The sequence below is a fragment of the Burkholderia plantarii genome (assembly GCF_001411805.1).
Classification (GTDB): Bacteria; Pseudomonadota; Gammaproteobacteria; order Burkholderiales; family Burkholderiaceae; genus Burkholderia; species Burkholderia plantarii.
Genome location: NZ_CP007212.1, coordinates 1,151,731 through 1,165,669, shown reverse-complemented (window position 1 = coordinate 1,165,669; position 13,939 = coordinate 1,151,731). Strand labels below are relative to the sequence as shown.

Annotated in this window: 11 protein-coding genes and 1 pseudogene; 1 reads left to right on the top strand and 11 read right to left on the bottom strand. The window is 70.8% G+C overall.

Translation table 11 applies throughout. The features are described 5' to 3' along the window. Positions 1-6 precede the first annotated feature (6 nt). Positions 7-1,515, top strand: a complete 1,509-nt coding sequence (locus tag bpln_RS05160; protein WP_042624274.1) for an HDOD domain-containing protein — start codon at positions 7-9, stop codon at positions 1,513-1,515. Between the two features lie 159 nt (positions 1,516-1,674). Here the strand turns inward: bpln_RS05160 and bpln_RS05155 are convergent, their stop codons facing one another. From bpln_RS05155 to bpln_RS05105, 11 genes and pseudogenes are all read right to left on the bottom strand, one after another. Further along, a complete protein-coding gene (locus bpln_RS05155) occupies positions 1,675-2,472 on the bottom strand; it encodes an ABC transporter substrate-binding protein (RefSeq protein WP_055138232.1) in 798 nt (265 codons plus the stop codon). A gap of 293 nt (positions 2,473-2,765) precedes the next feature. Next, a complete protein-coding gene (gene astE / locus bpln_RS05150; protein ID WP_055138231.1) occupies positions 2,766-3,839 on the bottom strand; it encodes a succinylglutamate desuccinylase in 1,074 nt (357 codons plus the stop codon). Further along, on the bottom strand, positions 3,823-5,175 hold the full coding sequence (gene astB, locus bpln_RS05145) for an N-succinylarginine dihydrolase (RefSeq protein ID WP_055138230.1): 1,353 nt from the start codon (positions 5,173-5,175) through the stop codon (positions 3,823-3,825). The genes astE and astB overlap by 17 nt, the downstream gene beginning before the upstream one ends. Positions 5,176-5,188: 13 nt before the next feature. Next, positions 5,189-6,652, bottom strand: a complete 1,464-nt coding sequence (gene astD / locus bpln_RS05140) for a succinylglutamate-semialdehyde dehydrogenase (protein WP_055138229.1) — start codon at positions 6,650-6,652, stop codon at positions 5,189-5,191. A gap of 3 nt (positions 6,653-6,655) precedes the next feature. Further along, positions 6,656-7,687, bottom strand: a complete 1,032-nt coding sequence (astA, locus tag bpln_RS05135) for an arginine N-succinyltransferase (protein WP_042624269.1) — start codon at positions 7,685-7,687, stop codon at positions 6,656-6,658. Next, on the bottom strand, positions 7,684-8,820 hold the full coding sequence (gene aruF, locus bpln_RS05130) for an arginine/ornithine succinyltransferase subunit alpha (protein WP_055138228.1): 1,137 nt from the start codon (positions 8,818-8,820) through the stop codon (positions 7,684-7,686). The genes astA and aruF overlap by 4 nt, the downstream gene beginning before the upstream one ends. Positions 8,821-8,845: 25 nt before the next feature. Next, positions 8,846-10,066, bottom strand: coding sequence for an aspartate aminotransferase family protein (locus bpln_RS05125; RefSeq protein WP_055138227.1), 1,221 nt, complete (start codon positions 10,064-10,066; stop codon positions 8,846-8,848). A gap of 153 nt (positions 10,067-10,219) precedes the next feature. Beyond that, positions 10,220-11,263, bottom strand: a complete 1,044-nt coding sequence (locus tag bpln_RS05120) for a GlxA family transcriptional regulator (protein ID WP_055138226.1) — start codon at positions 11,261-11,263, stop codon at positions 10,220-10,222. A gap of 13 nt (positions 11,264-11,276) precedes the next feature. Continuing rightward, complete coding sequence (locus tag bpln_RS05115; RefSeq protein ID WP_042624265.1) at positions 11,277-12,071, bottom strand: ABC transporter ATP-binding protein; 795 nt, start codon at positions 12,069-12,071, stop codon at positions 11,277-11,279. A gap of 26 nt (positions 12,072-12,097) precedes the next feature. Next, a pseudogene (locus bpln_RS05110) lies at positions 12,098-12,811 on the bottom strand (ABC transporter permease). Then, positions 12,808-13,497: an ABC transporter permease gene (locus tag bpln_RS05105; protein WP_042624263.1), complete on the bottom strand. Its 690-nt coding sequence runs from the start codon at positions 13,495-13,497 to the stop codon at positions 12,808-12,810. The pseudogene bpln_RS05110 and the gene bpln_RS05105 overlap by 4 nt, the downstream one beginning before the upstream one ends. Positions 13,498-13,939 lie beyond the last annotated feature (442 nt).

Here is a 13,939-nt window from a genome sequence, read left to right as displayed (position 1 = left end):
AACCGTATGACGACATTCACCGAACACCTGCCGAAAGCAGCGCTGCTCGACAAGCTTTGGGCACGCATGAACGAGCGTGGCGATTTTCCGATGCTGTCGGATTCGCTGCGCGCGACGATGGCCGCGATCGACGGCGATAATCTCGATTTCACGGCGCTGGTCGGCGTCGTGCTGTCCGACTTCGCGCTGACCCAGAAGGTGATCCGGCTCGCGAACTCGGCGATGTACATCGCGTTCGGCGGCAACATCACCACCGTGACCCGCGCCCTGATGGTGCTGGGCATGGACGCGGTCGGCCACCTGGTGGTCGGCCTCAAGCTCGTCGACCATTTCCACCAGAGCGCCGCGCAGCGCATCGACGCGAAGCTCGAACTGAACCGCGCGCTGCTCTCGGGCTGCGTGGCGCGTCGCCTGACCGAGGATTCCGACCTGCGCGCCGGCGAGGAAGCCACCGTCTGCACGTTGATGCGCCAGGTCGGCAAGCTGCTGGTGGTGTTCTACCTCGACGGCGAATGGGACGCGATCCGCCAGCGCGCGGCCGAGCTCGGCGCCGACGAGGCCGCGGCCTGCGTCGACGTGCTCGGCGTGGGCTTCGACGAGATCGGCCGCGAAGCCGCCACGCGCTGGCGGCTGCCGGACACGATCCGCGCCAGCATCGCGCCGTTCGATCCGCACGAGGAGCCCGAGGGCCATGGCGAGCTCGACGCGCACATCGACCGCGCCGACCACGAGCGGCGCCAGTGGCTGCGCGCCGTCAGCGACTGCTCGACCGAGGTGGCGGCCGTGATGACCGTGCCCGGCCTCACCACGGCGCAGCGCGACGCACGCCTGGCCGCGCTCGCGCAGCGCTTCGCGCCGACGCTCGACATCGACGCGGACGCGCTGCTGGAGATCGCGCGCGAACTCGCGCACGACGAGACCAGCGACACCGTGCTGCGCGAGATCGTCGCCCTGCGCGCCAACGCGGCCGCGCTCGAACGCGCCGCGGCCGAACCGCAGGCGACGCTCGACACGGGTCTGGCCGACCTGCGCGCCCTGCCGTCCGAGAACCATCAGGAGCCGGTGCTCGCGCTCGCCTCCGAAAGCGTGCTGGCCAGCCTCGCGCTGAGCCGCACGGTCATGTTCGTGCGCGGCGAGGACGGCACGTTCGCCGCGAAGCTCGGCTTCGGCTACGGCGTCGAGGCCGCGCTCGACCGGATGCGCTTTCACGAGACCTTCGAGCCCGACGTGTTCCATCTGGCGATCTCGAACTCGGTCGGCATCTTCATCGAGGACGCGCACGAGCCGAAGATGCTGCGACGCCTGCCGGGCTGGTACCGCGACGCGTTCCACAACGTCCACGGCTTCGTGCTGCTGCCGGTGCGCACCGACGAGCGCTGCGTCGCGCTGCTCTACGGCGACTGGTCCGGCGCACAGCCGACCCGGCGCATCTCGCATCGCGACATGGCCACGCTGAACCACATCGGCGCCGAGCTGGGCCGCTTCTTCGCGAAGTCCGACGCCGGCGCGGCCTGAGCGCCGACGCGCTCCCATGTCGAAACGACCGGCCCCAGCGCCGGCCGGCAGCCATAAAAAAGGCCGGCGCGCCCTCGATCGGGAGCGCCGGCCTTCGTGTTTCGGCGGCGGCAGTGGCGGCGGCCACGCGTCAGGCGCGCGCCCGCCGCCCGCATCCGCTTACTTCAGCACCACCGGGACGCTGAAATACTTCTTCGCGAGCGTGTCGATCGTGCCGTCCGCCTTCAATTCCTTCAGCGCCTGGTTGAGCGCGGCGCGCAGCGCCGTGTCGTTCTTGCGCAGGCCGTAGCCGACGCCCGAGCCGAGGATCTCGGCGTCCACCACCTGCGGGCCGGCGAACGCGAAACCGGCGGCCTGCGGCTTCGACAGGAAGCCCTTGGCGGCCGCCTCCGAATCCTGGAACGTCGCGTCGAGCCGGCCGGACTGCAGGTCGGCGTAGGCCAGATCCTGAGTCTGGTACGGCACCACCTCGACGCCGGCCGGCGCCCAGCGCGCCTTCGCGTAGGACTCCTGGATCGTGCCCTGCAGCACGCCCACGCGCTTGCCCTTCAGCGAGGCCGGGGTCGGCAGCAGGCCGCTGCCCTTCTTCGCGATCAGCTGGTTCGGGATCGAGTAGATCGGATCGGTGAACGCGATCGCGTGCGCGCGCTGCGGCGTGATCGTCATGTCGGAGTTGATCGCGTCGAACTTGCGCGCCTGCAGCGCCGGGATCAGGCCATCGAAGTCGTTCTCGACCCACACGCACGGCACCTTCAGCTTCGCGCAGACGGCATTGCCGACATCGACGTCGAACCCGGCGAGCTTGCCGTCCGGCGTCTTGTATTCGAACGGCGCGTACGACGCCTCGACGCCGAAACGGATCTGCTTGAGGTCGGCCGCGTGCGCGCCCGACAGGGTGGACACCGCGGCGGCCGTCGCCACCGCGCATGTGGCCATCTTTCGCCAGTTCAACTTCATTGGGATGCTCTCCTCGCTATTGCTTCAGTCAGGGTGCTACGACAACCGGACCGGCCGCGCCTCGTGGGCGCGCCGTCCGGACCAACGCGTGGGCGGCGGATGCCGGCCACCCGGCGGCGGATGCCGCCGCGAGCGCGCGATTGTACCGCCATGCGCGCCAGATCCCGCGCCAGGCGCCGCGCGCGACATCGGCGCGATATTGGTGCGTTATCGATTCAGCTGCGCGCGGGCCGGCTGGTTCGGCTGGCTCCGGGATTGCTTCCCGGCCAGCTGCCGGCGGCTCGGGGCGCGAGTCAGTCAAGCGCGGCCGGCGTGGCCGCGGTCGTCTCGACCACCAGCAGCCCGGCGCGCAGGCCCGGCTTGACCGACGGGTTCGGAAACACGATGCGCTCCTCGTCGTGCGACACCAGGTAGCGGTAGTCGCCGTCGCGCGCGAGCAGCGTGCCGCGTGCGAACGGCGTGAAGTTCGGCACGTCGCGCGCGACGAACAGCTCGAACGCCTCGCTCTGCTTCGTGATCTGGCCGATCACGGTGAACACGCGCGGCAGCGCGACGCCGGCGGCCGTATCCCCAGCGGACGCGGCACCGGCGATCAGCCGCCGCAGCGCGGCGTCGGCGCCGGCGAAACGCGTCAGGTCGTTCTGCCCGAACGGCCGCACCTTGCCCAGTTCGAGCGTGCTGGCGAGCGCCCCGCAGGCGCTCGCCGTGAACTGCGAATAGGTGTTGCCGCGCTCGGTGTGCAGCAGCACGGCCGGAATCCGCGCCGCGCCGAACCAGTCGAGCAGCGCGCGCGACGGCGCCTCGCCCGTGTGCGGCAGCAGCGCGAACTGCTCGAACGCCGAGGCGCGGATCGCGGTATGCAGGTCGAGGTGCCAGCGCGCGCCGCGCCGCCCGGGCGCCGCCGCGAAGAACTCGACGGCGGCCGCCTCGAGCCGGGCCGCGCGCGGTGCGTCGTGGCTGCCGGCGAGCGCGGCATGACGGCCGTTGAACAGGCGGTTCAGGTCGTCGTCGAGATAACGCGTGCCGGCGCGCATCGCGGCCGGATGGCCGAACACGATCAACAGCCGGCAGGCGAGCGCCAGCGCGCCATGCGCGAGATCGCGCACGATCGCCGACAGCAGCTCGATCGGCGCCGTCTCGTCGCCGTGTACGCCGGCCGAGACCAGCAGCGCGTGCGGGGCCGCTTCGTTCACGTCGAGCAGCCGCGCCGGCGTGAGTTCGAGCAGCCCCTCGCCGCGCCACGCGTAATGCACCGCGCCGCCCGCGCAGACGCCTTCGGCCGGATCCGGCGTGTCGCCCGCGAGCAAGCTCGCGAGGCAATCATCGAGCCAGGCGGGCACGCCGCCGCGATCAGCGCTGGAAGTCATAGAGCGAGCCCAGCCGCAGGATCTGCGTCAGTTCGTCGAGCGCGGTGCGCGATTCATCGAGCAGCGCCGGATCGGCCAGATCCGACGGCGCGAGCCGGTCGCGATAGTGCCGTTCGATCCAGGCATCGAGCGAGCCGAACAGCGCGTCGTCGATCCAGACCTTGGGCTGCACCGCGGCGCGCTCGGCGTCGCTCAACACCACGCGCAGCCGCAGGCAGGCCGGGCCGCCGCCGTTCTTCATGCTCTCGCGCAGGTCGAACACCAGCACGTCGTCGATCGGCCCGTGGCCGGCCGCGAGCGCGTCGAGATAGCGCGCGACGCGTTCGTTCTCGCGACACTCCTGCGGCACCACCAGCACCTGCCTGCCGTCGGCGCGCGTCAGCAGCTGGCTGTTGAACAGGTAGGAGCCGACCGCGTCGGCCACGCTGACCGCGGCGTCCGGCACCTCCAGCACCTTCAGTTGCGCGCCGCGTGCGTCGAGCGCGTCGCGCAGCGCGTCGTAGACGGCCTGCCGCTCCGCGAACGCGAGCTCGTGGCAGAACAGCGTGTCGCGATTGCCGACCGCGATCACGTCGTTGTGGAACACGCCCGCGTCGATCACCTCGGGGTTCTGCAGCGCGTAGACGGTCGCCGCCTCGGCCAGCCCGTGGCGCTGCGCGACGGCGCGGCTCGCCTCGAAGGTCTGGCGCGCCGGGAAGCGCTTCGGTTCCGGCCCGCGCCGGTATTCGCTGCGGCCGTAGACGAAGAACTCCACGCCGGCGGCGCCGTACTCGCCGCAAAAGCGCGTGTGGTTGGCCGCGCCCTCGTCGCCGAGCGCCGGCGTGCCGGGCAGCGCGTCGTGGACCACGAAGCGCGCCTCGTCGGCGAAAATCGCCGACAGCGTGCGGCGCGTCGCCTCGTGCTCGATCGCGCGGTGCAGCTTGCTGCACAGGTTGGCCGGCGTGAAGTGGACCCGGCCGTCGCCGGTATCGGCCGACGGGCTCACGGTGGCCGCGTTGGCGGTCCACATCGCCGAGGCCGAGCTCGCGGCGGCCAGCAGCTCGGGGGCCTGCCGCGCGGCCTTGGCGATCACGTCGGCGTCCTTGCCGGAGAAGCCGAGCTCGCGCAAAAGGCGCAGCGACGGCCGCTCCTGCGGCGGCAGCACGCCCTGCGCGAAGCCGAGATCGGCCAGATGCTTCATCTTGCGCAGCCCCTGCCTGGCGGCCGCCTTCGGGTTCGCGGCCGACTTCTCGTTGTTCAGCGACGCGACGTTGCCGAACGACAGCCCCGCGTAGTTGTGGGTCGGGCCGACCAGCCCGTCGAAATTCGCCTCGATGGCGTGTCCGGTTGCGTTCATGGTCGCGTTCCGCTCAGAAATGAAGGCCGGGCGAGAGGCTCGCCGGCATCTGCAGTCGTTCGCTCTCGACCGAGGCCATCGGGTACGCGCAGTAGTCCGCCGCGTAATAGGCGCTCGGCCGGTGGTTGCCCGAGCGGCCGGTGCCGCCGAACGGCGCGGCCGACGAGGCGCCGTTGGTGGGCCGGTTCCAGTTCACGATGCCGGCGCGCACGCCGCGGCAGAACTGCTCCCAGGCGCGCGCGTCGTCGGACAGCAGGCCCGCCGACAGGCCGTAGGCGGTGTCGTTGGCGCGCTCGATCGCTTCATCGAGCGTGCGGTAGCGGATCACCTGCGCGAGCGGGCCGAAATGCTCGACGTCGGGCAGCTCGCGCACCGCGCTCACGTCGAGGATCGCCGCGTTGACGAAGCCGAGCCGCGCGTCGCGCTGCGTCATCGCGATCAGCGGCGTCGCGCCGGCCGCGAGCAGCGCGTCCTGCGCCGCCACCAGCCGCGCCGCCGCGCGCGCCGAGATCACCGCGCCCATGAACGGCTGCGGATCGGCGTCGAAAAGCCCGGCCGTGATGGCCGCCGTCACTTCGGTGAAGCGCGCCAGGAACCGCTCGCCCCGCGCGCCCTCGGGCACGAAAATACGACGCGCGCAGGTGCAGCGCTGCCCGGCCGACAGGAACGCCGACTGGATCGTGTGATGGACGGCCGCGTCGATGTCGGCCAGCTCGCCGATCACGAGCGGATTGTTGCCGCCCATCTCGAGCGCGAGCACGATCTCGGGCCGCCCGCCGAACTGGCGGTGCAGCAGCGTGCCGGTGTCGGAGCTGCCGGTGAAGAACAGCCCGTCGATCTGGCGATGGTTGGCCAGCGCGACGCCGGTGTCCTTCTCGCCCTGCACCAGGTTCAGCACGCCGGGCGGCAGCCCCGCGTCGCGCCACGCCTCGACGGTGGCCTGCGCCACGCCGGGCGCCAGCTCGGACGGCTTGAACACCACCGCGTTGCCGGCGATCAGCGCCGGCACGATGTGTCCGTTCGGCAGATGGCCCGGAAAGTTGTACGGGCCGAACACGGCCACCACGCCGTGCGGGCGGTGCCGCAGCACGGCCGTGCCGTCGGCCAGCGGCGCGCGTTTCTCGCCGGTGCGTTCGTGATACGACTGGATCGAGATGTCGACCTTGGCGGCCATCGTCGCGACCTCGGTGCGTGCTTCCCAGAGCGGCTTGCCGGTCTCGCGGCCGATCGCGGCGGCGAGCGCCTCCTTGCGTTCGCCGAGGATCGCGGCGAAGCGCCTGACGATCGCGATGCGCGCGTCGAGCCCGAGCACGGACCAGGCGGCGAACGCGCGGCGCGCGCTCGACACGGCGCGCTCGACGTCGGCGGCCGAGGCGCTCGCGCCGCGCCAGACCACCTCGTCGGTGCCGGGGTTGCGCGAGACGAATTCGGGACCGCTGCCGGCGAGCCAGTCGCCGTCGATGAAGAGTTCGGACATGAGTTATCTCGGTTGTGACTTGAGCGCGTAGACGCGCGCCGGCTCGCCCGCGCGCAGGCCGAGCGCGGCGGCGTCGGCGGCCGACAGCACGAAGCGGCCGTCGGCGACCTCGCCCGGCGCCGCGCCGACGCGGAAATCGGCCAGCGAGGTGTTCGACACCAGCGCGCGCGGGCCGCCCTCGACCGCCTCGGGCGTGCCGATCTCGACCGGCACCAGCACGCTGTCGCGCACCGTGCGCAGGTCGCCGACGTGGCATTCGAGCACCGGTCCGGCATCGAAGATGTCGACGTGGTTCTGGTAGCGCAGCCCCTCGGCCTCGAGCATGCGGCGCGCGGGCAGCGTGTCGCGATGCGTGAGCCCGACGCAGTCCTGCGCGTCCTGCGGCAGCAGGTCGACGTAGACGGGAAAGCGCGGCATCAGCTCGGCCAGGAACGACTTGCGGCCGTGCGAACTCAGGTAATCGGCCGCGTTGAAGTCGATCTGGTAGAAGTGCGAGCCGACCGCGCGCCAGAACGGCGAGGTGCCCTGCTCGTCGAAATGGCCGCGCAGCTCGGCGCAGATCCGCTCCGGAAAGCGCTCGCGGAACTGCGCGATGAACATGAAGCGCGAGCGCGACAGCAGCCCGCCCACGCCCGCCGTGCGGTAGCGCGGGCTCAGGAACAGCGAGCAGACCTCGGCGTAGCCGGTCAGGTCGTGCGAGATGTTGAGCAGCGACATGCGGGTCCAGACGCCGAGATCCTGGCTCGCATGCACCACCGTGCTGACGCGGTAGTTGTAGAACGGCTGGGCCAGGCCGACCTCGGTCTCGATCCCGCACACGCCGGCGATGTCGCCGCTGGCGGTGTCCTCCATCACGAAGAAGTAGCCGGCCTCGGCCGGCGCCGCGCTGCCGTCGAGCGTGCGGCGCGCGCGCTCGACGCGCGCGGCCAGCGCGTCGCGGTCGGGCTTGAAGGTGGTCAGGCCGGGGCCGGTTTCCTGCGCGAGCGCGACGAGTGCGTCGACGTCGCCGGTGCGCACGACTCGAACGACGATCATCGCGATTCTCCAGACAGGGCGTGAGAGGAAGCCTCGGCGTCCTCGCGCCGGTGCAGCGGCACGCTGTAGACCGTGTCGCCGTCGATCACGCCGAGCGCCGCGCGCGCGGCGGCGTCGAGCGGCGCGACGTCGCCGCGGCTCACGCTGGCCGCGTCGGGCAGGTCGGCCAGCACGCAGCGGAACGCGTCGCCGGCGCCGGCCGACACCAGATGCGTGGCGCCGGCGCGCGCGGCATGGCCGCCGCGCGCGTGGCCGGCACCGTTCGCGCCGTTCGCGTCAAGCGCGGCATCGGCCGCGCGCACCGTGCGCGAGCTGCCGTGCGTGACGCAGGCGGTGCGGTCGATCTGCGCCGTCAGCACCGGGCCGGCGTCGAAGATGTCGACGTAGCGGTCCGGCTCGAAGCCTTCCTCGAGATGGATGTCGTAGGCGAGCAGGCCGTTCTCGTTCGGCTCGCCGAGCACGCGCTGCGCGGCCTCCGGCAGCAGCGGCACGTACACCGGGTAGACCGGCATCACCTCGGCGATGAAGGTGCGGCTGCGCCCGCCCGACTCGACCTCGATGTCGGCGAAGTCGCGCCGGAAGAACTTGCGGCCCACCGCCTCCCAGAACGGCGAGGCGCCCTGCGCGTCGGTCACGCCGAGCAGCAGCGAGAACACCTCGGGCGTGAAGCGGCGGCGGTTCGCGGCGATGTACATCATGCGCGCGCGCGACACCAGGTGCGCGGCCGCGTCGCCGCGCAGCGCCGGATCGACATAGAAGCCGGCCAGCCGGCTCTTGCCGGTCAGCTCGTGCGACATGGTCAGCGCGTGGATCTTGCGGTTCACGTGCAGCTCGCGCGAGGCATGGATCAGCGCGTCGTTGCGAAACGCGTAGAACGGCTCCGAATAGCCGGCCGCGGCGACGATGCTCGCGGTGCCGAGCAGGCGGCCCGTCTCGCTGTCCTCGAGCACGAACAGGTAGAACTCCTCGCCGGGAAAATCGGCGTCGGCGCGAAACGAATCCTCCGACAGCGCGACGCGCGCCTCGAGCGCGCGGCGGTCGTGCGGCAGCGAATGCAGCACGGGCCGCGCGGTCCGGGCCATCTGCGCCAGCGCGTCGAGATCGGCAAGCCTGCCGGGGCGTACAAATAGCATCGTCGTTACCTGGAACGCAGTGGCGTCAGCGCGTGGCGCCGACCGCCTGTTCGACCGCGCGCGAGAAACGCGCGAGGCCCTCGTCGAGCACGTCGTGCGGGATCACCAGCGACGGCGCGAAGCGCAGCACGTCGGGGCCGGCGATCAGCATGATCACGCCGTGTTCGGCCGCCGCGTTGATGAAGTCCTTGGCGCGCCCGGCATGCGCCTCGGTCAGCTCGGCGCCGATCAGGAGGCCCTTGCCGCGGATCTCGCGAAACAGGCCGAAGCGCCCGTCGAGCGCCGCCAGCGTGGCGCGGATCCGCTCGCCGCGGGCCGTCACGCCCGCCAGCAGCGCGGGATCGCTGACCAGCTCGACCACCTTGTCGGCGATCGCGGTGCCGAGCGGATTGCCGCCGTAGGTGGTGCCGTGGACGCCGACCTTGAAGTGCGCCGCGTATTGTTCCGTGGTCAGCATCGCGCCGATCGGGAAGCCGTTGCCGAGCGCCTTGGCGGTGGTCAGCACGTCGGGCGTCACGCCCGTGTCCATGTACGCGTAGAAATGGCCGGTGCGGCCCACGCCGGTCTGCACCTCGTCGAAGATCAGGAGCGCGCCATGCGTGTCGCAGGCCTCGCGCAGCGCCTTCAGGAACGCCGGATCGGCCGGCAGCACGCCGCCCTCGCCCTGGATCGGCTCGACGATCACCGCGCAGGTGCGCGGGCCGATCGCGGCCTTCGCGGCCGCGATGTCGTTGTACGGCAGATGATGGATGCCGTCCGGCTTCGGCCCGAAGCCGTCCGAATACTTCGGCTGGCCGCCCACGCTGACCGTGAAGAAGGTGCGGCCGTGGAACGACTGCGCGAACGAGACGATCTCGTACTTGTCGGCGCCGAAACGCTCGAACGCGACGCGGCGCGCGAGCTTCAGCGCCGCCTCGTTGGCCTCGGCGCCCGAGTTCGCGAAGAACGCGCGGTCGGCGAAGGTCAGCGCTTCGAGGCGCCTGGCGAGCCGCAGCACCGGCTCGTTGGTGTAGCCGTTGCCGATGTGCCAGAGCTTGCGGCCCTGCTCGTCGAGTACCTTGAGCAGTTCGGGATGACCATGGCCGAGCGCCGTCACCGCGATGCCGCCGGCGAAATCGACGTAGTCCTTGCCGTCGGTGTCCCACACGCGCGAGCCTTCGCCGCGCTCGGGCACGAACGGGGCCGGCGAGAACACCGGCACCATCACGTCATCGAAAGTCTGTCGGGTCACGTCCGGGCGAATCATGGCGCCTCCTTCATTCAGAAATCACAGGGTTCAGTGTAGGCAAGCGGCCGGCAATCGTCTTGCGCATTTGCGACGGGTTCTGTCGGCAAGGCCGGCCGCCTCGCCTGGCGTGCCGCGCCTGGCATGCCGGGGACATGCACGAAGCGTGCCGCGTCAGCCTTCGTCGCGCTCCACCAGCGCGCCCGCGCGCGGCTCGCTCGCGCCGCCGTGCTGCTTTTCGAGCCAGGCGCGGCGGTCCTCGCGCGGCGTCACGCCGAAGCGCTCGCGGTACGCGTTCGAGAAATGCGCGGCCGACGAGAAGCCGCTCGCGAGGCTGACCTGCACCACCGACTTGCTGGTGCGCTGCAACTGCGTGCGCGCCTTCAGGAGCCGCAGGTTCAGGTAATACTTCGACGGCATCGCGCCGAGATACTGGCGGAACAGCCGTTCGAGCTGACGCCGCGAGATGCCCACCAGCGTGGCGATCTCGTCGGTGGTGAGCGGGTCCTCGACGTTCGCCTCCATCAATTGCAGCGCATCGTTCAGACGCGGATGGCGCTCGCCCGGCGCCGTCACGAACGGAATCCGCTGGCGCGCCTCGCCGCTGCGCGGCGTGCCGCAGCCGAGCGCGTCGGCGATCCGCTCGGGCAGCGCGGGGCCGTGGTCGCGGCCGATCATCGCCAGCATGAAATCGAGGCTGGCCTGGCCGCCCGCGCAGGTCGCGCGATCGCGGTCGATCTCGAAGATCTGCTGCGTGACGATGGTGCGCTCGAACTGCTCGGCGAACTGCTGGTAGGTTTCCCAGTTCACGGCCACGCGGTAGCCCGCCAGTTGCCCCGCCATCGCGAGCCACCAGACGCCGTGATGGATGCCGGTGACGAGCGGCGTGCGCTGGCCCACCCGCGCGAGGCTCGCGAGGAACAGCCGATAGTCGGCGAATTGCTGGAACCGTTCGCTGACGACGATCAACCAGTCGCAGGCGACGGCGTCGTTGAACGCCGCGTCGGCGGCCCACGACGCGCCGCCCGCGAGCGGCACCGGCCGGCCATCCCACGAGCAGACCTGCCAGCGGTACAACGCGCGGCCGTCGATCTCGTTGGCGAGCGCGAGCGCGTCGACGATCGGGCCGACGCCCGACATCGACACCGGCGGCAGCGCGACGATCGCGACCTGCGTGGCGCGCGCGGCGCCGCCCGTGCGGCCGGGGATGGCGGCCATGCGCGGCACGCCCTTACTTGAGGCTGCCGGACAGGAACTGCCTGAGGCGCTCGCTGTTCGGCCGCGACAGCACCTCGGCGGGATGCCCCTCCTCCTCGGTGCGGCCCTGGTGCAGGAACATGACGTGGTTCGAGACGTTGCGCGCGAAGCCCATCTCGTGCGTGACCACGATCATGGTGCGGCCTTCCTCGGCCAGCTTCTGCATCACCTTCAGCACCTCGCCCACCAGCTCCGGGTCGAGCGCCGAGGTCGGCTCGTCGAACAGCATCACGTCCGGGTGCATCGCCAGCGCGCGCGCGATCGCCACGCGCTGCTGCTGGCCGCCCGACAGATGCGACGGGTATTGCTTCTCGACGCGCGGCGGCAGGCCGACCTTCTCCAGGTACTCGCGCGCGCGTTCCTCGGCCTCGCGCTTCGACAGGCCGAGCACGTGGACCGGCGCCTCGACCACGTTCTCGAGCACGTTCATGTGCGCCCACAGGTTGAAGTGCTGGAACACCATCGCGAGCTTGGTGCGGATCCGCTGCAGCTGCTTGTGGTCGGCCACGTCGAGCGCGCCGAGCTTGTCGGCGCGGGTGCGGACCTCCTCGCCGTCCACCACGATCCGGCCCGCATTCGGCTTCTCGAGGAAATTGATGCAGCGCAGGAAGGTGCTCTTACCCGAGCCGCTCGCGCCGATGATGCTGATCACGTCGCCCGCGTGCGCGTCGAGCGACACGCCCTTGAGCACTTCGTTGTCGCCGTAGCGCTTGTGAATGTCGTGCGCCGCGAGCTTGCTGGCGGCGTTCGGCTGCGTGGTCTCTGCCAACTGGCCTCTCCGGAAATGAAGACGATTCAATGACGGCCGGCCGCGAGATACGCGAGCCAGTGGCGCTCGGCCCGGCGAAACGCCGCGACGAGTGCGAACGATACCGCAAGATAGATCAGCGCGGCCACGCCGAACGACTGGAACGCCATGTAGGTGGCCGAGTTCGCGTCGCGCGCGACCTTCAGGATGTCGGGCACGGTGGCCGTAAACGCCACCGTGGTGGCGTGCAGCATCAGGATCACCTCGTTACTTTAGAGCGGCAGCGCGCGACGCAGCGCCGAGGGCAGGATCACGCGCCGGTACAGGGTCCAGCCGCCCATGCCGTAGGCGCGCGCCGCCTCCACCTCGCCGTGCGCCGTGGCGCGGATCGCGCCGGCGAAAATCTCGGTGGTGTAGGCGCAGGTGTTCAGCGCGAAGGCCAGCACCGCGCAGTGGAAGCCGCTGCGGAAGAACGCGTCGAGCAGCGAGTGCGAGCGCACGAACTCGAGGCTGTAGATGCCGGTGTAGATCAGCAGCAGCTGCACGTAGAGCGGCGTGCCGCGGAACACGTAGGTGTAGAGCCGCACCGGCGTGGACAGCCAGCGCTTGCGCGAGACGCGCGCCACCGCGAGCGGCACCGCGCAGACGAAGCCGATGCCGATCGACGCCACCAGCAGCCACAGCGTGACCACGAGGCCGGACAGACGCTGGCCGTCCCAGTAGAGGAACGCGCGGCCGAATTCCTGGAGGATCTCGATCATAGTTCCGCGTGCCTCACGCCGAGCGAGTAGCGCCGCTCCAGCTGCCGCAGCACCAGGTTGGACAGCGTCGTGATCGCCAGATAGATCAGCGCCGCGACGAGGATGAAGAAGAACATGTTGAAGGTGCTCTTGCCCGCGTCCTGCGCGGCCTTCACGACGTCGGCCAGGCCGATGATCGAGACCAGCGCCGTCGCCTTCACGAGCACCTGCCAGTTATTGCCGATGCCGGGCAGCGCGAAGCGCATCATCTGCGGGAACAGGATCCGCGTGAACACGCGCAGTCCGCTCATGCCGTAGGCCGCGCCCGCCTCCAGCTGGCCGCGCGGCACCGACAGGAACGCGCCGCGGAACGTCTCGGTGAAGTACGCGCCGTAGATGAAGCCGAGCGTGAGTACGCCGGCCACGAACGGGTCGATGTCGATCTGGTCCCAGCCGAGCAGGTCGGTGATCTGGTTCAGCCAGATCTGGATGCTGTAGAACAGCAGCAGCATCAGCACCAGGTCGGGCACCGAGCGGATCAGCGTGGTGTAGGCCGTGGCGAGCGCGCGCAGCACGCGGTTCGTCGACAGCTTCGCGACCGCGCCGGCCAGGCCGAGCACGACCGCCGCGGCGAGCGAGAGCACCGACAGCTCGATGGTCTGCACGGTGCCCGCCCAGATGACGGGGCCGAATCCGTATAGGAACACGCGTGTCTCCAGGGTGGCGATGTTGGGATCGGAAGCGTGGCGGCTTCTGCTCGGGAAGCGGCCGGGGCATGCGGCGGATGGTGGCTCGCGAAAAAAACCGGCTCAAAGGGGGCGGGGGCGGGATGCTGCGACGCAGCAACGACGGACGGGACGACCAGGCGGCGACGCCCGCCCGGCATGGCGGGGCTTGCGGATGGCGGGGGTGGATGGCAGGCGATGGCGACGCGGCGGCGGCCTGCGCGTTTTTGCAGGTTTCGGGTCGCTTTTTCGATAGCGCGAGGCTTGCCCTGGATGGAATGTGCATGAGGCGGCGCCGCACGCTTCCCCCGCTCCGGTCTGCTTCGCATGACAGCCCGCAGGTGCGTGAGGCGGGCAACAGGCTGGCGCCCTGACGTTCGTCCCGACAGGCTCGACACGGCTTGCGACCTCACGAATCGTGGCG